The sequence below is a fragment of the Pseudomonas sp. JV449 genome (assembly GCF_032424295.1).
GTDB lineage: Bacteria > Pseudomonadota > Gammaproteobacteria > Pseudomonadales > Pseudomonadaceae > Aquipseudomonas > Aquipseudomonas marginalis.
Genome location: NZ_VYKD01000012.1, coordinates 41,713 through 57,692 on the forward strand (window position 1 = coordinate 41,713; position 15,980 = coordinate 57,692).

Annotated in this window: 22 protein-coding genes; 11 read left to right on the forward strand and 11 right to left on the reverse strand. The window is 60.6% G+C overall.

Annotation, left to right across the window (positions count from 1 at the left end):
- Positions 1-4: 4 nt before the first annotated feature.
- The 3 genes from F6S08_RS12115 to F6S08_RS12125 form a co-directional block, all read right to left on the reverse strand.
- Complete coding sequence (locus tag F6S08_RS12115) at positions 5-382, reverse strand: type II toxin-antitoxin system VapC family toxin (protein ID WP_065924386.1); 378 nt, start codon at positions 380-382, stop codon at positions 5-7.
- Positions 379-738 carry a type II toxin-antitoxin system Phd/YefM family antitoxin gene (locus F6S08_RS12120; RefSeq protein WP_235865582.1) on the reverse strand — a complete coding sequence of 120 codons (360 nt, stop codon included), beginning with the start codon at positions 736-738 and terminating at the stop codon, positions 379-381. Before F6S08_RS12120 ends, F6S08_RS12115 begins: the two co-directional genes overlap by 4 nt.
- Before the next feature lie 116 nt (positions 739-854).
- Positions 855-1,787, reverse strand: coding sequence for a LysR family transcriptional regulator (locus tag F6S08_RS12125; RefSeq protein WP_065949053.1), 933 nt, complete (start codon positions 1,785-1,787; stop codon positions 855-857).
- A 117-nt stretch (positions 1,788-1,904) separates the two neighbouring features.
- Here F6S08_RS12125 and F6S08_RS12130 point away from each other — a divergent pair, with 117 nt between their 5' ends.
- From F6S08_RS12130 to F6S08_RS12140, 3 genes are all read left to right on the forward strand, one after another.
- On the forward strand, positions 1,905-2,393 hold the full coding sequence (locus tag F6S08_RS12130; RefSeq protein ID WP_027607513.1) for a DMT family transporter: 489 nt from the start codon (positions 1,905-1,907) through the stop codon (positions 2,391-2,393).
- Between the two features lie 4 nt (positions 2,394-2,397).
- On the forward strand, positions 2,398-2,850 hold the full coding sequence (locus F6S08_RS12135) for a DMT family transporter (RefSeq protein WP_065924387.1): 453 nt from the start codon (positions 2,398-2,400) through the stop codon (positions 2,848-2,850).
- A gap of 88 nt (positions 2,851-2,938) precedes the next feature.
- On the forward strand, positions 2,939-3,109 hold the full coding sequence (locus tag F6S08_RS12140; RefSeq protein WP_074846300.1) for a metallothionein: 171 nt from the start codon (positions 2,939-2,941) through the stop codon (positions 3,107-3,109).
- A gap of 44 nt (positions 3,110-3,153) precedes the next feature.
- On the opposite strand, the gene F6S08_RS12145 is transcribed toward F6S08_RS12140, so the two are convergent.
- Together F6S08_RS12145 and F6S08_RS12150 are read right to left on the reverse strand one after the other, a co-directional pair.
- Positions 3,154-3,417, reverse strand: a complete 264-nt coding sequence (locus F6S08_RS12145; RefSeq protein ID WP_027607511.1) for a hypothetical protein — start codon at positions 3,415-3,417, stop codon at positions 3,154-3,156.
- Positions 3,418-3,433: 16 nt separating this feature from the next.
- Positions 3,434-3,676: a DUF6555 family protein gene (locus tag F6S08_RS12150; protein WP_065924388.1), complete on the reverse strand. Its 243-nt coding sequence runs from the start codon at positions 3,674-3,676 to the stop codon at positions 3,434-3,436.
- 116 nt (positions 3,677-3,792) lie between these two features.
- Here F6S08_RS12150 and F6S08_RS12155 point away from each other — a divergent pair, with 116 nt between their 5' ends.
- The 3 genes from F6S08_RS12155 to F6S08_RS12165 all read left to right on the forward strand — a co-directional run bounded on the left by F6S08_RS12155 (position 3,793) and on the right by F6S08_RS12165 (position 5,802).
- Complete coding sequence (locus F6S08_RS12155) at positions 3,793-4,569, forward strand: AraC family transcriptional regulator (protein WP_065924389.1); 777 nt, start codon at positions 3,793-3,795, stop codon at positions 4,567-4,569.
- Between the two features lie 69 nt (positions 4,570-4,638).
- Positions 4,639-4,812 (forward strand): DUF1427 family protein, encoded by a 174-nt coding sequence (locus F6S08_RS12160; protein WP_017849167.1) that lies wholly within the window; start codon positions 4,639-4,641, stop codon positions 4,810-4,812.
- Positions 4,813-4,842: 30 nt separating this feature from the next.
- Positions 4,843-5,802: a zinc-binding alcohol dehydrogenase family protein gene (locus F6S08_RS12165; protein WP_315871642.1), complete on the forward strand. Its 960-nt coding sequence runs from the start codon at positions 4,843-4,845 to the stop codon at positions 5,800-5,802.
- Positions 5,803-5,818: 16 nt separating this feature from the next.
- On the opposite strand, the gene F6S08_RS12170 is transcribed toward F6S08_RS12165, so the two are convergent.
- The 3 genes from F6S08_RS12170 to F6S08_RS12180 all read right to left on the reverse strand — a co-directional run bounded on the left by F6S08_RS12170 (position 5,819) and on the right by F6S08_RS12180 (position 8,903).
- Positions 5,819-6,847 carry a purine-nucleoside phosphorylase gene (locus F6S08_RS12170; protein WP_065949037.1) on the reverse strand — a complete coding sequence of 343 codons (1,029 nt, stop codon included), beginning with the start codon at positions 6,845-6,847 and terminating at the stop codon, positions 5,819-5,821.
- A gap of 14 nt (positions 6,848-6,861) precedes the next feature.
- Positions 6,862-7,809 carry a nucleoside-specific channel-forming protein Tsx gene (locus tag F6S08_RS12175; protein ID WP_065949036.1) on the reverse strand — a complete coding sequence of 316 codons (948 nt, stop codon included), beginning with the start codon at positions 7,807-7,809 and terminating at the stop codon, positions 6,862-6,864.
- A 155-nt stretch (positions 7,810-7,964) separates the two neighbouring features.
- On the reverse strand, positions 7,965-8,903 hold the full coding sequence (locus F6S08_RS12180) for an AraC family transcriptional regulator (protein ID WP_065924393.1): 939 nt from the start codon (positions 8,901-8,903) through the stop codon (positions 7,965-7,967).
- Positions 8,904-9,113: 210 nt separating this feature from the next.
- On the opposite strand from F6S08_RS12180, the gene F6S08_RS12185 reads away from it, so the two are divergent.
- Together F6S08_RS12185 and F6S08_RS12190 are read left to right on the forward strand one after the other, a co-directional pair.
- On the forward strand, positions 9,114-10,424 hold the full coding sequence (locus F6S08_RS12185; protein ID WP_065924394.1) for an ABC transporter substrate-binding protein: 1,311 nt from the start codon (positions 9,114-9,116) through the stop codon (positions 10,422-10,424).
- Positions 10,425-10,445: 21 nt separating this feature from the next.
- Positions 10,446-11,219 carry an L-iditol 2-dehydrogenase gene (locus F6S08_RS12190; RefSeq protein WP_315871643.1) on the forward strand — a complete coding sequence of 258 codons (774 nt, stop codon included), beginning with the start codon at positions 10,446-10,448 and terminating at the stop codon, positions 11,217-11,219.
- 165 nt (positions 11,220-11,384) lie between these two features.
- Here the strand turns inward: F6S08_RS12190 and F6S08_RS12195 are convergent, their stop codons facing one another.
- A complete protein-coding gene (locus tag F6S08_RS12195; RefSeq protein WP_083381361.1) occupies positions 11,385-12,011 on the reverse strand; it encodes a DUF1349 domain-containing protein in 627 nt (208 codons plus the stop codon).
- Positions 12,012-12,293: 282 nt separating this feature from the next.
- Between F6S08_RS12195 and F6S08_RS12200 the strand changes: the two genes are divergently transcribed.
- Positions 12,294-13,076 carry a DUF4253 domain-containing protein gene (locus tag F6S08_RS12200; protein WP_074846311.1) on the forward strand — a complete coding sequence of 261 codons (783 nt, stop codon included), beginning with the start codon at positions 12,294-12,296 and terminating at the stop codon, positions 13,074-13,076.
- On the opposite strand, the gene F6S08_RS12205 is transcribed toward F6S08_RS12200, so the two are convergent.
- Both F6S08_RS12205 and F6S08_RS12210 read right to left on the reverse strand, forming a co-directional pair.
- Positions 13,002-13,232 (reverse strand): alpha/beta fold hydrolase, encoded by a 231-nt coding sequence (locus F6S08_RS12205; protein ID WP_137213013.1) that lies wholly within the window; start codon positions 13,230-13,232, stop codon positions 13,002-13,004. The genes F6S08_RS12200 and F6S08_RS12205 overlap by 75 nt on opposite strands.
- A gap of 31 nt (positions 13,233-13,263) precedes the next feature.
- Positions 13,264-13,956 (reverse strand): NUDIX hydrolase, encoded by a 693-nt coding sequence (locus F6S08_RS12210; protein WP_065949033.1) that lies wholly within the window; start codon positions 13,954-13,956, stop codon positions 13,264-13,266.
- Between the two features lie 146 nt (positions 13,957-14,102).
- On the opposite strand from F6S08_RS12210, the gene F6S08_RS12215 reads away from it, so the two are divergent.
- Positions 14,103-14,750: a nicotinamidase gene (locus tag F6S08_RS12215; protein WP_065924397.1), complete on the forward strand. Its 648-nt coding sequence runs from the start codon at positions 14,103-14,105 to the stop codon at positions 14,748-14,750.
- Positions 14,751-14,761: 11 nt separating this feature from the next.
- Positions 14,762-15,979 carry a nicotinate phosphoribosyltransferase gene (gene pncB / locus F6S08_RS12220; protein WP_065924398.1) on the forward strand — a complete coding sequence of 406 codons (1,218 nt, stop codon included), beginning with the start codon at positions 14,762-14,764 and terminating at the stop codon, positions 15,977-15,979.
- Position 15,980: the final 1 nt, after the last annotated feature.

Sequence of the window (15,980 nt, forward strand, 5' to 3'; positions counted from 1 at the left end):
CGGGCTATACCAGGATTGCCAAGGATGTGTACTGGGCAATCTGCGTGTCGGCGGTCAATAGTCTCATCGGTTCACTGATGGCTGTCGCTACGATAAGCCGATCAAAAGGGTCTTTGTGATGAGGCTCAAGATCCTTGACGGCAATCGCGTGTTCCGAGGTGATGGGCAGTTCGACGAAACCGCTTTCAAGGCAGTATTCCCGGATTTCGTCCAGGTCTGCATCGAGTTTTCCAAGGCCGACCTTGATCGCCATTTCCCAGAAGGTTGCCGCGCTGACGTAGATCTCTGCGGCATTCTCGATCAGTCGTCGGGCTTTGCTGGATAGCTTCGGGTCGTCAGTCAGTGCCCAGAGCAGAACATGGGTATCCAGCAGCACCCTCATGGATGGCTGCCCTCAAACGCATCCAGCAGATCGGCTGGCAGGGGCGCATCAAAGTCCTCGGGGACAACGAGCTTTCCTTTCATCGCGCCAATTCGCTGACCTTTGGATTTCCCCACGGGGACGAGTTGCGCCATCGCACGTCCATGCTTGGCAATGGTGATAATTTTGCCGGCGGCGGCGTCATCCACCAGTTTTGACAGGTTATTCTTTGCTTCGCCCAAGGGTACGGTAATCATGAGGTGCTCCGCGTATTTTGGCCAAATATAGCCAAAACTGGGTGAGCTATCCAAGACGAGCCGACCGCTGGTTGCCGCCACACGTTCAGCGCGCGACGGCTTTGGGTACATGAAAACCATGGCATCTCTCCAAAAAGACATCGCCAAAGTCTGCCCCAATGCACCCGGTCCAAAATAGAGTGGCCCGTTAAATCAGACCGAGCCTACTTTTACTACTCGGAAAATTCCTCAACCGCTCATCGATCCCAATACGGCACCGTCCCAAAACACTCCACAAAATAATCGATCACCGTGCGCACCTTCAGGGACAGTCGTCGGCTCCCCGGCCACAGCGCAGCGATCTGCTGCGGCTCCAGCGTGGTCGCCACTTCATATTCCGTCAGTACCGCTTGCAGGGTGCCAGCACGTAGGCCTTCGCCGATCAGCCAGGACGGAAACACCACCAGGCCCAGGCCTTGTTCGGCGGCGTGGGTGAGGGTGTCGGCGTGGTTGCCGGTGATCGGGCCCTTGACGCTGTAGGGTGTCCAGTCGCCCTGGCCTTTGCGGAAGAACCAGCGTTGCTGGCCGGTGATGCCCTTGTAGGCCAGGCACTGGTGATGGAGCAGTTCCTCGGGGTGCTGGGGCGTGCCCTGGCGGGCCAGGTAGGCGGGGCTGGCGGCAAGGCGAAAGCGCTGGGGGGCGAAGATGCGTGCCTGCATGCTGGAGTCGTTGAGCACGCCGATACGGAACAGCAGGTCGGTGCCGTCTTGCAGCGGGTCGACGAAGGTGTCGGTTTGCTGGATGTCCAGTTGCAGCTTCGGGTAGCGCCGGCATAACTCGCCCAGCCACGGTGACAGGTGACGCTGGCCGAACACCATCGGCGCGTTGATGCGCACCAGGCCGCTGGGTTCGCTTTCCTGTTCCTGCAGGGCCTGGCCGGCGGCTTCCAGCTGTTCGAGCATCAAGCGCGCGTGTCGCCCCAGCAGGCGCCCGGCTTCGGTGGGGCTCACCGCGCGGGTGTGGCGGTAGAGCAACTGCTGGCCGAGGGCCTGTTCCATCAGTTGGATCTGCCGGGAGATGGAGGAGGGCGCCAGGCCTTCGCGGCGAGCCACTTCGGAAAAGCTGCCGTGATCCAGCACCGCGACGAACAGGCGCAGCGCCTTGAAACTCAATTCATTCAAGCCCTGCATCATGCCTCCGAGTTGTGCGTAGTGCGCAAAGGTGTTGTCAGCATACTCCCATTTATCGCACAGGCAGGCCACCGGATAATGCGCGCCATGTTTCCTTTATTGACGCGCAGGTGATGTATGCAGGCCAGTTCTATCGAGGGTGTGGCGCAAGCCAGGCCAAAAAACAGCCTTTTACGGTTGCTGTTGTTGCCGCTGGTGATCCTGGCGGGCATGGGCCTGTCGGTGGAGGCCGGGTTGCTCGGGCCATTGGGCGTCCAGGTGGGGCATTTATGGGCAACCTTGAGCATCTTCGGCGTCGGCTCGGCGATTCTGTTTTTGCTGCTGCTGTTCAGCGGCCCGCAGAAGGGCCCGGCGTTGTCCGAGTTGCCGCGCTGGCAACTGATCGGTGGGTTCCTGGGGCCGATGTATGTGGTGGTGCTGACCCTGGCCACGCCGCACATCGGTATTGCCATGACCATGATCGCGATTTTGTCCGGCCAGGTGGGCAAGAGCGTGCTGATCGACCATTTCGGCTGGTTCGGCACCGCACGCAAACGGGTCAATGGCGAGCGCTGGATAGCCCTGGCGTTGATTGTGGCGGCACTTGTTCTGATTGCACGAGGGTAAGGCGATGAATCTGATTCTGTTATTGGTGCTGGTGATTGCTGCCGGTGCGGTGCTGAGTGTGCAGGCGGCAATCAATGGTCGTCTCGGCCAGGCGGTGGGCGTGTTGCGCAGCAGTCTGCTGACGTTCGCAGTGGGCGCGCTCACCACCGCGTTGCTGATTTTCTTCTTCGAACCGGCCCAGGTCCTCAGCCTGCTGGACGTGCCCAAATGGCAACTGACCGGTGCATTGTTCGGCGTGGTGTACATGATGGTGATGGTCGGGGCCGTGCCGGTGGTCGGTACTGCAGTGGCAACCGTGGCCGTGATCACAGGGCAATTGGGCATGGGCATGCTGATCGATAACTTCGGTTGGCTGGGCAACCCGGCTGTCGAACTGTCGAGCAGCCGCATCCTGGCGATGGTGTGTCTGGCTCTGGCCTTGGTGTTCATGTACCGCAGCAATACGCGCACCGACTGATGGTTTGAACCATCGCCGAGGCCTGGCAGTCACTGCTTAAGGTGCCGGCAACCGCCGCACCGGACGACCATGAAGAAGGAGTCTGGCCATGCCTGATCAAACCTGTGCCTGCCCACATTGCAAGTGTGTGCTGGGCGTCGATGCGGTAATGAAGGACGGTAAGGGCTATTGCTGCCAGGGCTGCGCCGAGCACCATGCCCATGGCGAGCCTTGTGCGGCGGCGACGGGGTGCGAGTGCGCCAAGTCGGCTAAAGGCTGAATACGTTCGCAGGGAGCCTGAATAGCGGGCTCCCTGCGTATCGATTACTGGGGTTCCAGCTCCAGGCGCAGGCTGTGGTCGGACAAGCGCCGGCTGTCTTTTACCACGCCGCTGGTTCGTCGACCTTCGAGGGCCAGCACCAGGGTCTGCGCATCATGCAAATCGTCCGGCAGCGGCTGGAACACCTTCAGCACCAGCCAGCCGGGCTTATGCTGCACGCTCACCTGGCACTCGACATGCTTGGCCAATGGCCCGAACAACGTGTCCCGGGTGTAATCGATGCGCGCCTTGCCGTTGATTGAATCCATGCTCATTTCTCCTTGATCAAGCCTGGGCGCGCGCATCCGAGCGGCGCCATTGAACGTTTTTTATGCCGAATTTCTCGGCCTGTTCCTGGCTGGTTTTCTTCACCCGCTCGCGGGCGAAACGGCCGATACGGCCCACGCCGGCGTCACAGCTTGCCCAATGCCAGGCCTCCAAGGTATCCAGCTTTTCCAGACGAATAATGAATGACTTGGCTTCCTCATGAAGGGTGTAGTCGATCACAAACAGTTTTGCGTTATTCATTGGCCCCTCAACCCTGGTGGTGTAAGCAAGTGATCGCCCTCGGCGGCAAAAATTCACTCGGATTGTCCGGCGGTGGTCATTACCATGGCGGCTGACTCCCGATAGATGTGCTCCCCATGGCCCTGGCCGCACCCCCCGACCTCAGTGATCACGCCGTCCCCGTGCAACCCTTGGCGCGCACCTACCCGCGTGGCCTGTACGTGGAGCCCCATCGCCACGACTGGGGCCAATTGCTCTATGCCATGAGCGGCGTGATGTGGGTCGAGACGCCTCGTGAAGCCCTGGTGGTACCGCCCCAGCGCGCGGTCTGGCTGCCGCCGGGCGTGGAGCACGGCATCCGGGTGGTGTCGGATTTGCAGATGCGCAATATCTACTTGCGTCCGGCCTTGGCGGCGACATTGGACAGCCAGGTGCAAGTGATTGAAGTCGGTGGGCTGCTGCGTGAGTTGATCGTCACGCTGGTGGAACAGGGCGACAGCGGTGACGAGGGATATTACGCCGCCTTGGTCGGCCTGGCCCTGCTGGAGTTGCAACGGGCACGCCGCTCGCAGATCCGTATCGCCATGCCGGTGGAGGCCGATCGCCGGCTGATCAGCGCGTGCCAGGCGGTCATGGCGGCGCCGTCCCTGGAGATTCCTTTCGAGCAGCATGCGGAAGCGGCAGGTGCCAGCGTGCGCACCTTGGCGCGACTGTTCCAGCACCACCTGGGCATGGGCTTTGCCGAATGGCGCCGCCAGGTGCAATTGGCCACGGCGGTGGCCGAGCTGATCCAGGGCCAGTCGGTCAGTGCTGTCGCGCGTTCCCTGGGCTATTCGCCGAGCAGTTTCAGCGACATGTTCCGGCGTGAACTGGGGATGGCGCCTTCCCAGTACGTGAGTTGGCCGAAATCCTGAAGCCCTTGGCCGATGCTGCCGGGATGGGCTCCCTACACTAAGCCCATCAACCCAACAGGCGTCGCCCCCATGAGTTACCTGATCTCCCTTGCCATTGGCCTCTTTGTCGGCGTGATCTACGGCGCGCTGGACTTCCGTTCGCCCGCACCGCCTGCCATTGCGCTGGTGGGCCTGATGGGCATGCTGCTCGGCGAAAAACTCTGGCCCATGGGCCGGCAGTTGGTCAGCGGTTGGTTGTCCTGATTCCTTTTCTCCCTTCGATGGATACTGGCAATGAAAGCACTGCAATTTTCCACCACTGGCGACCTTGCCGCCCTGAGCTTCGTCGACGTCGCGACGCCGGTGCCGGCCGCCGATCAAGTGCTGGTACGGATCAAGGCGGCGGGCCTCAACCCCAGCGACGTGAAGAACGTACTCGGGCGTTTCCCCTACACCACCGTGCCGCGCATACCTGGCCGCGACTTCGCCGGCGTGGTGGTGCAAGGTCCGCAGGCGCTGGTGGGGCAGGAGGTCTGGGGCACCGGTCGCGACCTGGGCTTTTTCGCCGACGGTTCCCACGCCCAATACCTCACCGTGTCGGCCAAAGGCGTGGCGCACAAACCTGCCCACCTGAGTTTTGCCCAGGCCGCCAGCCTGGGTGTGCCCTACACCACGGCCTGGGATGCGCTGCAGCGCAGTGGCGTGGACAAAGGCACGTGCTTGCTGGTGATCGGCGCCAATGGGGCGGTGGGCAGCGCGGCATTAGCCTTGGGGAGGGTCCTGGGTGCGCAGGTGTTGGCAGCGGTGCGCAAGGCTGATCAGGCCGAGGTATTGCAGGGGCAAGGGTTCGACGCGATTGCGTTGGGCAAGCCCGAGGCGCTGGGCGCGCAGGTCAATGCGGTGTTCAAGGGCGGCGCCGATGTGATCTTCGACACCACCGGTTTCTGGCTGCCGGCGGCCGTGGCAGGCCTGGCGCCGTTCGGTCGCATCGCGATCATTGCCGCGCCGGTGGACGGTCACGTACAACTGCCGGCCCTGGCCCTGTATCGCAAGGGCGGCTCGGTGGTGGGGATCAATTCATTGCTCTACAACTGTGAGCAGTGCGCGGTGATGCTGGAGCAGTTCGGACGTTTTTTCGACGAAGGCTTGTTGCCGCTGCCCACCGGCCTGCGCGAGGTGGCGCTGGTCGATGGGGTGCAATGCTATGGGGAGGTGAACCAAGGCAGCGCGGACAAAATCATCTTCCTGCCTTGACACTTTTTGAGCGGCACTAGGCTTCTGGAACGCCTTTTTTCCAGGCCGACCAGTTGTTGAGGATCGCCTGTACCAGCGGGTTCCCCGTGCGGTACAGGTTTTCCAGCGCCGGTACGAACCCGCCCTGGTCGGCGTATTTGAGCAGGTTGTCGACTTCGCTGTAGCCGGGGTATGGGCGGTCGAAGTCCGAACCGGCACGTACGACGGCCAGGCGCTGGATGTCCACCAACCCCTCGCGGCTGGCGCGCAGCAAGGCTTCGTACGTGGAGTTGTCTTCCTGTTGGGTGGTGCAGTACTCGCCTTTGTTATCCGTGAGCAACTTGGTCCACACCTCGGCGCGTTCGCTCAGGCGCGTACCGGAGAACCAGGTATTGCCCGCCAGGGTGTCGCAGCGGGTGACTTGCGGCGGCTGGTTGGCGGGCGCGGCGGGGTAGTGTTTGCGCCAGGCGGCGGACTCTTTGCTTTCCGTAAGTTCGACTGTGTGCGACAGGGCGAACGCCTTGGCCTGCAGCTTGGGGTTCAGTTCAAACACTTCGGTCTTGTAGTCCAGCGGCGGCTTTTCGTTGGGCCCCTTGGTGTTGATACCAAGGTAGCCGGTCGGCCAATCCTTGGGCGCATCCCGCGAATCCAGCTCCCACTGGGTGCCGAACTCCACCAGGTAGTGGGCCCAGGCGGCAGTGCCGATGGTGCCGTGTTTCGGGCTGATCCCGGCAATCCCGGCGATCAGGAAATAGCTCTGGCGCAGGTCGAACTTGGGCGACAACGCCAGGGCCAGGGTGGACGCGGCGGCGTTGGTCTGGCCCATGCCGGTTACCAGCAGGCACACGTCCCGGGTGTTGCAGCGGATCACCGGGTATTCGGCGGACAGGCCCGGCACGCGCACTTCCTGCTTGAGTTCCAGGCGGTCGATCCAGGTTTGCGCCTCGGGGGCGAACATGGTGATCAGCATCACCTTGGGCTTGATGGGGGCAGCAGAATCAGCCAGCACTACATGGGGCAGCAGGGCAAGGCCGACGGCCAGCGAAAGACGGGTAAATGTATTCATCTAATACTCCTTGATCAGAATTGGTAGCCCACGCCGGCGTAATAACCCCAGCCGTCGGAGCGGGCGCGGAAGTTACCCTCGCCGAAGTTCAACTCACTGCCATCTTCCCAGTTGCCGCCGTTATGAAAATAACGACCGACCAGGGTGAAGCGCAGGTGGGTGAAGGAATACAGCAGCACGTTGGTTGCCACCAGGGCGTTGGCGGTGCGCGCCGGGTTGTCCTTGTGCAGGTCCGAGCCGAAATCGTAGTTGGTGAAACCGATATAGGTCAGCGACGCACCGTTGTCGAACTTGCCGATGGGCACGATGTATTTCATCTGCGCGCGGTAGCCATCCCAGGAATACTCATTGCTGGCGCCGTAGTTTTCCCACTGGTAACGCCCGTAGAAGTTCGCCGACAAGTTGACTCGCGAATGGGTGTCGATGTCCGTACCGAGGCCGCTGTACAGGGTGTTGGCGCGGTTGGCTTTATTGCTGCCGTGGTCGTAGATCCAGTCGAACGCCACATACCATTCCTTGAACGGGCCGATGGCCAGGCTGCGTCCGGCCAGGTAGTCGATGGAGATACGCGGCTCGTGCTCCATGAAGACCGGCGAGCCATGGTCCCACGCGCCTTTGTCGTTACTGTTGCCGATGCCGAGGATCTTCGGCACGTCGATGTAGCCGTACAACTCGAAGGGCCCCTTGCGGCCGAAGTACTCGTATTCCAGGTAGACATCATCCTGGGGCTTGGGGCCGAAGCTGATGTCTTTACTGCCGATCAGTGTCAGATCCTGGTTGAACCATTCCGACAGATAGACGCCTTTTTTCGCCGGGCTGGCCTCAGGGCTCAGGGTTTCGCCCTGTGCTGAGTCATCCACGGATTTTTCCTGCGCCAAAATGGGCGCGCTGAGTACTCCCGTTACGGCGGCCAGTAGCAAGGAAACACCAAAGCAGGCACGGGGCTTTGAGGTGGGGTGCATTGAAAGTCCCTATTCGTACGCGGTTTGAACCCGATTCATCGGGTCGTGGTGAACTTGGCGGTCAAGTTCGTACCGCAAACGGTTGCACAGGCTGTACCAACTTTGCTTAATGGATTGAATGTCATGGAAAAAAGCCGAATTACTCGACCTTTTGATCAAAAATGACTGGGTGTCATTTTCTCGATGGGGTTGAACAGGTGTATCGGCGGTTCGCGGCGATATTCACTGGGCGTCTGGTGCATCTCGATCCGAAAGTGCCGGTTGAAGTTGGACAGGTTGGCGTAGCCCACTTCAAAACAAATATCCGCCACCGACATCTCGCTTTGCAGCAATAACCGACAGGCGCGTTGCACGCGGAATTTGCGCATCAGGTCGATAAACCCATGGCCCGTGTTGCGCTTGAAGAAACGTGAGAAGCCCGGTTCGCTCATGTCCAACTGTTGGGCGATGACCGAGAGGCGCACGTCGCCGGTGAGTTCGCGCATCAGGTAGTCGAAGGCCTTGTTGATGCGCTCGGCGCTGCGTGCGTCCAGGGTCGGGGCGTAACAGGGGCTGGCCAGGGCCTTTACCTGCTGCGCCGGAGCGTTTTTCAGGCTGTCGAGCAGTTGCAGGAACAGGGTCAGCCGTTGCAGGCCGTGGGCGTTGCCGATGGCCTCCATCAAGCGTGCGGCCTGCACGGCGGTGTCGCCGCTGAATTCCAGGCCGCGCCGGGCCTGTTCGAACAGCGCGTGCAAGTCGCCGAGTTCCGGCAGGGTGTCGCGCAGGGCGAGGAGGGCGGCGCCGTCGAATTGCAGCACCACGTCACGGCCGGCCAGGTGTTCGCCGGGCGCCAGTTCGCCGATCCAGTCGTGGGGCAGGTCCGGGCCGATCAGCGCCACATGCCCGGCACTGAACGCACCGATATAGTCGCCCGCCACCAACTTGCCGCTGCCCTGGCGAATCAGGTGGATTTCGAATTCGGGGTGGTGGTTCCAGCGCGCCAGATCGTAAGGGTAGTCGTGCTCGAACCAGCGAAAGCAGTGCTGCGGCTCGGGCAGGATCACCTCAAGCTCGGCGGGGCGGTGTTCGAACAGCTTGGCGCGACTGACGGGCATGGTGATGCCTCTTCTATGGGTGCAGTCGCCTCAAAATACGCGGGTGGCACTACCTGCGCTACCCCCGGTTTCGCCCGGCACTGATACTTTTTTGATCCTGAGCCAGCGGTTAAAAAAGTATCAGCCGCGCATGCGCCATGCGTTTGTGAGGGCTAGGCCCAAGCTGCTGTAATCGGCCCTCAACAACAAAAACAACAGGTGGAAACCGCTATGTCCAAGATTCCGCAAGCGTTGTTCCTGCTTTCCGGCCTGGCCTTGGCTTTGCCCAGCCAGGCAGCCGACACCGTGACCATCGCTACTGTCAATAACAGCGACATGATCCGCATGCAACGCCTCTCCAAGGTGTTCGAGCAGCAGCACCCGGACATCCAGCTCAACTGGGTGGTGCTGGAAGAAAACGTGCTGCGCCAGCGCCTCACCACCGATATCGCCACCCAGGGCGGCCAGTTCGATGTGCTCACCATCGGCACCTACGAAACCCCGCTGTGGGGCGCCAAGCGCTGGCTGGAACCACTGACCCAATTGCCGGCCGATTACGACGCCGACGATATCTTCCCCTCGGTGCGCCAGGGCCTGTCGGTCAACGGCACCCTGTATGCCTTGCCGTTCTACGGGGAAAGCACCGTCACCTACTACCGCACCGACCTGTTCAAGCAGGCCGGCCTGAGCATGCCGGCGCACCCGACCTGGACGCAGCTCGGTGAATTCGCCGCCAAGCTCACCGACAAGAACAACGGCCAATACGGCATGTGCCTGCGCGGCAAGGCCGGTTGGGGCGAGAACATCGCGTTGCTGAGCACCATGGCCAACGCCTTCGGTGCGCGTTGGTTCGATGAGCAGTGGAAGCCTGAGTTGACCAGTCCCGAATGGACCGCCGCCGCCAACTTCTACGTCAACACCCTCAAGCAATACGGCCCGCCCGGCGTGTCCAGCAACGGCTTCAACGAAACCCTGGCGTTGTTCAACAGCGGCAAGTGCGCGATCTGGGTCGATGCCAGCGTCGCCGGCTCCTTCACCACCGACAAGAGCCAGAGCAAGGTCGCCGACAGCGTAGGCTTCGCCGCGGCCCCCACCGAAGTCACCGACAAAGGCTCCTCCTGGCTGTACGCCTGGTCGCTGGCCATCCCGGCCACGTCCACGCACAAGGACGCCGCCAAGGCCTTTATCGCCTGGGCCACGTCCAAGGACTACATCCAGTTGGTCGCCGATAAAGAAGGCATCACCAACGTACCGCCTGGCACCCGCCAGTCCACCTATAACGCGTCGTACCTCCAGGCCGCACCGTTTGCCCAGGTGACCCTGGAGATGATGCGGCACGCCGACCCCGCGCACCCGTCGGCCAAACCCGTGCCGTACGTGGGCATCCAGTACGTGACCATCCCCGAGTTCCAGGCCATCGGCACGTCCGTCGGCAAGCTGTTCTCGGCGGCGCTGACGGGCGGCATGTCGGTCGAGCAGGCGTTGCTCCAGGCGCAGTCCACCACCGAGCGCGAAATGAAACGCGCCGGCTATCCCAAATAATGTTCAAAGGACACCTGCCTTATGAAACGACTCGAAGGTAAGAGCGCGCTGATCACCGGATCGGCGCGCGGGATTGGCCGCGCGTTTGCCCAGGCCTATATCGCTGAAGGCGCGACCGTCGCCATCGCCGACATCAACCTGCAACGGGCCCAGGCCACTGCCGCCGAGCTTGGCCCACAGGCCTACGCGGTAGCGATGGACGTCACCGACCAGGCCTCCATCGACTGCGCACTTGCCGCCGTGATCGCCCAGGCCGGCAAGCTCGACATCCTGGTCAACAACGCGGCGCTGTTCGACCTGGCGCCCATCGTCGACATCAGCCGCGACAGCTTTGATCGGCTGTTCTCGATCAATGTCGCCGGCACGCTGTTCACCCTGCAAGCCGCCGCCCGGCAGATGATCCGCCAGGGTCACGGCGGCAAGATCATCAACATGGCCAGCCAGGCCGGGCGGCGTGGCGAGCCGTTGGTGGCGATCTACTGCGCGACCAAGGCGGCAGTGATCAGCCTGACGCAATCGGCGGGGCTCAACCTGATCAAGCAGGGCATCAACGTCAACGCCATTGCCCCGGGCGTGGTGGATGGAGAGCATTGGGACGGGGTGGATGCGTTGTTCGCCAGGCATGAAGGCCTGGCGCCTGGCGAGAAGAAGCGGCGGGTGGGGGCGGAGGTGCCGTTCGGGCGGATGGGGACGGCCGAGGATTTGACCGGGATGGCGATTTTCCTGGCGTCGAAGGAGGCTGATTATGTGGTGGCCCAGACCTACAACGTCGACGGCGGCAACTGGATGAGCTGAAGTCATTCCCCAATCAAAACTGTGGGAGGGGGCTTGCCCCGGTACAGACCGCAGACACCTTTACATGTATGAATCATGGCCAGGAGGTAACTGGCCATGTCATGGAATCGAGAGTCCCCGATGGATCAAAAAGTCATCTGCTTGATTGCCTGCTCGACATACTGGCTAGCTCAAATCATGCAGGTCTCGCCCGATGGGCTGACTCAAAGACCATTCAGAAAACTTTACCCTCAACCCTTGCCGTTCCGGTGTGCAGCACATAGGGCCAACCGTATAGCTTTCCGCCTCTGGAAAGGGTGCAAGCCTGAGCAATGGCCAAGTCACGCCGTCCGTTGAGTACTGCAAGCGTAGTGCTCCATCGGAAATGGTTAAACGAAGCCAGAAATCATTTGGGTTACCGGTGAAGCAGCTAGGCGCCCAATCCGACCGGCCTTGGGTCAGCACGCTGCTGATCATTGGCATTCCATCGTTATATTCTATCCCCGCCTTGAGCCAAGTCTCCTCATTGAGCCTGACCATAATTCCGGCTTGATCATAGAGCTCGCGAAAATCGGCGTTAACTCTGACCTGAGCAGTAAAGCTTCCTGAGGTTGAAAACCCTAAGAAATGTCCGCTGTCGCGTATGAATCCGTAGTGCGTTTCACGCCAGAAGTCGGTTTGGGCGTCGGTAACCATCTCCAAGGTGCCGTCAGTAAAGACTTGGCAAAGGCTCGGTTTATTCAGCCAATTAGCAGTTCGCCAAATTGACGCTTCAATGTCCTGATTGACCTCTGCAGTCTGCTTTCTGTCCATCCTGTTACCTCCACAATTTATTGGGTGGATCTGCGTTGCAAGCCAGTGCCAACGCTGCGCTTTCTTCCCTGAGTCGATTAGAAATTGCATGGTAAGCCAGTTTTGCACATCAACATGACCTTGGAGTACGAACGTCAACGTTAGCGTAGCGTGCTGCTCTGTGATGGCAGGGGAGTCAAACCAAGTCCTGTTGTCGCTTGGAGGCAGATCTTCATATGATGATCCTGGAACGCTTAGGATTACTCACTCAATTCAGTAACAGCCTGGAGGAGGCCACGGTTTATGGATATCGAATTTCGCGGTAATGGCATGCGTGATAATCCGTCTGTAGGTACATGCGATGAGTACGGCGTGAGCGCAATTACCAGCGTTGACGATCTGACCGAAGCTCGTCGTAAGATTGCTGTGGCGCACCCAGGCTTTAAACCTCTGTTCTCGCTCGATGATCTGCACCAAGCCCGCTACACCTCGGGGCATGCGCGCAACAATTTAGGGATGGACGATGCATCGGAGCAGGACATAGCGGGCTTACCTCCAGAGTGCTTCGAGAATGGTGAATACATAGGCTATCCGACTACGAAAGCGGAGTTTGCAATCTGCTATCGCAATTTCATGAACTTGGCTGCAGTCACATCTTTCGAAGATGCTTGCGCTCATGGTTTGACACTCGATGAGCAGGCCCTGCAAGAGTGGATCGCTTACCAGAACGACCCTGTCTCTCTTCTAGAGCAGCCTCTTTCAGCGCTCCTGGTGCCCGTTCAGCAGTCTTGCCAGGCACTCGCGGCTTTCCCGAATGGCTATTTCACGTCCGACCTGGATCCTGCGAAAAACTTTGCGGTTGCGCGTCACTTTTCAGAAGCACATGGCTATGAGTTGATGGGCGTAGGTGCTTCTTACATCGGCTTCATTCGTGCTGAACCGCCTGATACATCCCTTGCTAACGTCGTAGCCAAAGACTTCTGTGCGCTCTACAACACCAGCGATGAAGACCTACAGACACGCATTTGTGCAGTCGCACAGGCGATCTCCGGCCGGACGCATTTGTGGCTCCGTTACGTGGAATGAGCTCCGTGCGTATGGGTGCATCACTTTCCCCATACCACGAGGATCGACCGCAATGACTCGATAAGCAGCGTCCACCAGTTGGGGCATTACATAGCGCCCTGCATACCAGCTCTGCGGCCAGCCAGGAATCAGCAAGATAGGCGGGCCCCCTCCCACATTTGAACGTCATCGTCCTTGAAAAGGGCGCCTAGTCGGCAAAACTGCGATCAAAGAAGTAAACCGCCCCAGGCTTCAGGTTCTCCACCGTCGCCTGGGGCCTGCCGCCTTCACCCTGCTTCTTGCGCCCCGTCTCGCGCAAATATCCCGCTTCCGTCAGCTTCAACAAGCGCTGGCGAATACTGGTCTTGAGCACCGGCCGCTCCAGCACCAGGGAAAAGATCGTGGTCGCCTCCGGCGCGCTGAACTCATTGCCCAGGAACATCAGCGGCAAGCTGCTGTACAGCGACTTGGAAAACAGGCGTTCCTGCACGGCCGCGACGATGCTGTTGTGATCGAACGGCAACTTGATGCTGCCATCGGCCACCGCCTGCAGCGGGAACCAGCCTTGATGCTCACTCGGCGCCACCTCATCCGCGACGATCGCCAGGTAGTACGTTGACGACGACCAGCAACGCGGGTCGCGAAACGCATCACCCACCGTGCCCACTTGCTCGCTCCAGGCCAGCTCCAGGCCGACCTTGCTGCTGGCGCGCAAGCGTTCCACCGCATCCTGGAGGCTCAGATCTTGCACGCCGCCATTCACCACCACCCCCGGCAACGCCCAATGCCCGGCGAAGGGCTCGGCTTCGCGCTTGTTCAGCAACAACTGGAGTTCCCCGGCGGCGCGGCAGTAGCACAGCACGCACAGGTCGACGGTATGGAGGTAGGGGCTAAGGGGCATGTGACGTCCTTCTGAACAGCGGTGGGGCACAGTCTAACGGATCGAACAGATATGTCATGTACCTGCGTCAGGATAGATAAATAAATGTTTCTTGCAATGAAAGTACATGACGTGTACTTTTGTTTCCAGGCCACAGGAGAACCGCCATGACCCTTGCGAAAACTGCCATTGCTTCATTCGACGTCGATGCCCAGAAGAGCTTCACGCCGCTGTGCCCCAACGAGTTGCCGGTGGCCGGCGGTGACCGGATCGGTGCCGAACTCAACTACATGGCCAGCCTCGCCGGCCACCGCGTCGGCAGCAAGGACGCCCACACCCCGCATGCACCCTGGGTGGTCGCCCAGCACAGCGAGATGCTCCAGCCCACCGGCCTGGTACACGCCGATGTGACCTGGGTCAGCCACTGCGTGCCGGGCACCGAAGGCTTTACCTTGCTCGACGAGCTGCCCACGCCCTATGACTACGACTACTTCATCTGGAAGGGCGTCGAACCCGACCTGCACCCCTATGGCGCCTGCTATCACGACCTGCACGACAAACTCTCCACTGGCGTGATCGAGTACCTCAAGGCCCAGGGCGTCACTCGCGTGATCGTCGGCGGCCTGGCCCTGGACTACTGCGTCAAGACCACCGCCTTGCAACTGCTCAAGGCCGGCCTGGAGGTGGTCCTGCACCTGCCGGCGTGCCGGGGGATCAGTGAGGAGGGCGGTGTACAGGCCGTCAATGAGTTGCTCAAGGCCGGTGCCGTCATCAGCAGCACCCGCGAAGAACTGGCCGCGATGGCCACGCGTTAAGGAGATACACCATGGAAAGTGCCTACGACTACGAAGCCCCGGTGATCCAGGGCTTGCTCGACACCGACTACTACACCTTCACCATGATGCAGGCGGTGTTGCACCAGCACCCGAATGTCGATGTGGAATACAACTTCATCGTGCGCGCCAAGGAAAAGCTCGGTCACCTGATCCCCGAGTTGCGCGCCGAGCTTGAGAACATGGCCGGCCTGCAGATGCGCGAGGGCGAATTGCGCTTTCTGTTCAACCCACGCTTTCGCGAATACCTGACCCCCGACTACGAACGCTTCCTCGGCCTGTTCCGCTTCAACCTGCGCTATATCCACGTCAGCGAAGTCGACGGCCAACTGAACATCCGTGTGGTCGGGCCGATGCTGCACTGCATCATGTTCGAACAACCGGTACTGGCGCTGGTCAGCGAGCTGCGCAACCGCGCCAAATACCCCGACGTGACCCTGGAAGACGTCACCCGCAAGCTCTACCAGAAGTTCGACTGGCTGGAGAAAAACCTCAGCCGCGAGGAGTTGGCCGACCTGCGCGTCTCCGATTTCTCCACGCGCCGGCGCCTGTCGTTCAAGGCCCAGCGCGAAGTGGTGGACATCATGCGCCGCGACTTCCCCGGCCAGTTCGTCGGCACCAGCAATGCGCACCTGGCTTACGAATTCGACCTGCCGCTGATCGGCACCATGGCTCACCAGTGGATGATGGTGCATCAGCAACTGGGGCGGTTGCGCGAAAGCCAGAACGCCGGCCTGGAAAACTGGGTGCGTGAATACCGCGGCCGCCTGGGCATTGCCTTGACCGACACCATCAGCACCGATTTTTTCCTCAAGGATTTCGACCTGTACTTCGCTAAGCTCTATGACGGCCTGCGCCAGGACTCCGGTGATCCCATCGCCTGGGCCGACAAGGTGCTGGCCCGCTACAAACAGCTGGGTATCGACCCGATGACCAAGGACCTGATGTTCTCCGACGGCCTGAACTTCGAAAAGTGCCTGCCGATCCTGCGGCACATCCGTGGCAAGGCCAGGTTCGGTTTCGGCATGGGCACCAGTCTGGCTTGCGATGTGGAAGGCGTCGAGCCGCTGAGCATCGTCATGAAGCTGGTGCGCGTACACGGCGAACCGGTGGTGAAGTTCTCCGATGACCCGGTGAAGAACGTCTGCGAAGACCCCTCGTTTTTGCAGTACGCAGCGAAGGTATTCAATGTCGGCAACGTGGAGGTGTGAC

What these genes read in the sequence shown, in the direction of transcription:
- F6S08_RS12115 (WP_065924386.1), bottom strand. Translation starts at nt 382, where the DNA reads ATGAGGGTGCTGCTGGATACCCATGTTCTGCTCTGGGCACTGACTGAC.
- F6S08_RS12120 (WP_235865582.1), bottom strand. Translation starts at nt 738, where the DNA reads ATGGTTTTCATGTACCCAAAGCCGTCGCGCGCTGAACGTGTGGCGGCA.
- F6S08_RS12125 (WP_065949053.1), bottom strand. Translation starts at nt 1,787, where the DNA reads ATGCAGGGCTTGAATGAATTGAGTTTCAAGGCGCTGCGCCTGTTCGTC.
- F6S08_RS12130 (WP_027607513.1), top strand. Translation starts at nt 1,905, where the DNA reads ATGCAGGCCAGTTCTATCGAGGGTGTGGCGCAAGCCAGGCCAAAAAAC.
- F6S08_RS12135 (WP_065924387.1), top strand. Translation starts at nt 2,398, where the DNA reads ATGAATCTGATTCTGTTATTGGTGCTGGTGATTGCTGCCGGTGCGGTG.
- F6S08_RS12140 (WP_074846300.1), top strand. Translation starts at nt 2,939, where the DNA reads ATGCCTGATCAAACCTGTGCCTGCCCACATTGCAAGTGTGTGCTGGGC.
- F6S08_RS12145 (WP_027607511.1), bottom strand. Translation starts at nt 3,417, where the DNA reads ATGGATTCAATCAACGGCAAGGCGCGCATCGATTACACCCGGGACACG.
- F6S08_RS12150 (WP_065924388.1), bottom strand. Translation starts at nt 3,676, where the DNA reads ATGAATAACGCAAAACTGTTTGTGATCGACTACACCCTTCATGAGGAA.
- F6S08_RS12155 (WP_065924389.1), top strand. Translation starts at nt 3,793, where the DNA reads ATGGCCCTGGCCGCACCCCCCGACCTCAGTGATCACGCCGTCCCCGTG.
- F6S08_RS12160 (WP_017849167.1), top strand. Translation starts at nt 4,639, where the DNA reads ATGAGTTACCTGATCTCCCTTGCCATTGGCCTCTTTGTCGGCGTGATC.
- F6S08_RS12165 (WP_315871642.1), top strand. Translation starts at nt 4,843, where the DNA reads ATGAAAGCACTGCAATTTTCCACCACTGGCGACCTTGCCGCCCTGAGC.
- F6S08_RS12170 (WP_065949037.1), bottom strand. Translation starts at nt 6,847, where the DNA reads ATGAATACATTTACCCGTCTTTCGCTGGCCGTCGGCCTTGCCCTGCTG.
- F6S08_RS12175 (WP_065949036.1), bottom strand. Translation starts at nt 7,809, where the DNA reads ATGCACCCCACCTCAAAGCCCCGTGCCTGCTTTGGTGTTTCCTTGCTA.
- F6S08_RS12180 (WP_065924393.1), bottom strand. Translation starts at nt 8,903, where the DNA reads ATGCCCGTCAGTCGCGCCAAGCTGTTCGAACACCGCCCCGCCGAGCTT.
- F6S08_RS12185 (WP_065924394.1), top strand. Translation starts at nt 9,114, where the DNA reads ATGTCCAAGATTCCGCAAGCGTTGTTCCTGCTTTCCGGCCTGGCCTTG.
- F6S08_RS12190 (WP_315871643.1), top strand. Translation starts at nt 10,446, where the DNA reads ATGAAACGACTCGAAGGTAAGAGCGCGCTGATCACCGGATCGGCGCGC.
- F6S08_RS12195 (WP_083381361.1), bottom strand. Translation starts at nt 12,011, where the DNA reads ATGGACAGAAAGCAGACTGCAGAGGTCAATCAGGACATTGAAGCGTCA.
- F6S08_RS12200 (WP_074846311.1), top strand. Translation starts at nt 12,294, where the DNA reads ATGGATATCGAATTTCGCGGTAATGGCATGCGTGATAATCCGTCTGTA.
- F6S08_RS12210 (WP_065949033.1), bottom strand. Translation starts at nt 13,956, where the DNA reads ATGCCCCTTAGCCCCTACCTCCATACCGTCGACCTGTGCGTGCTGTGC.
- F6S08_RS12215 (WP_065924397.1), top strand. Translation starts at nt 14,103, where the DNA reads ATGACCCTTGCGAAAACTGCCATTGCTTCATTCGACGTCGATGCCCAG.
- pncB (WP_065924398.1), top strand. Translation starts at nt 14,762, where the DNA reads ATGGAAAGTGCCTACGACTACGAAGCCCCGGTGATCCAGGGCTTGCTC.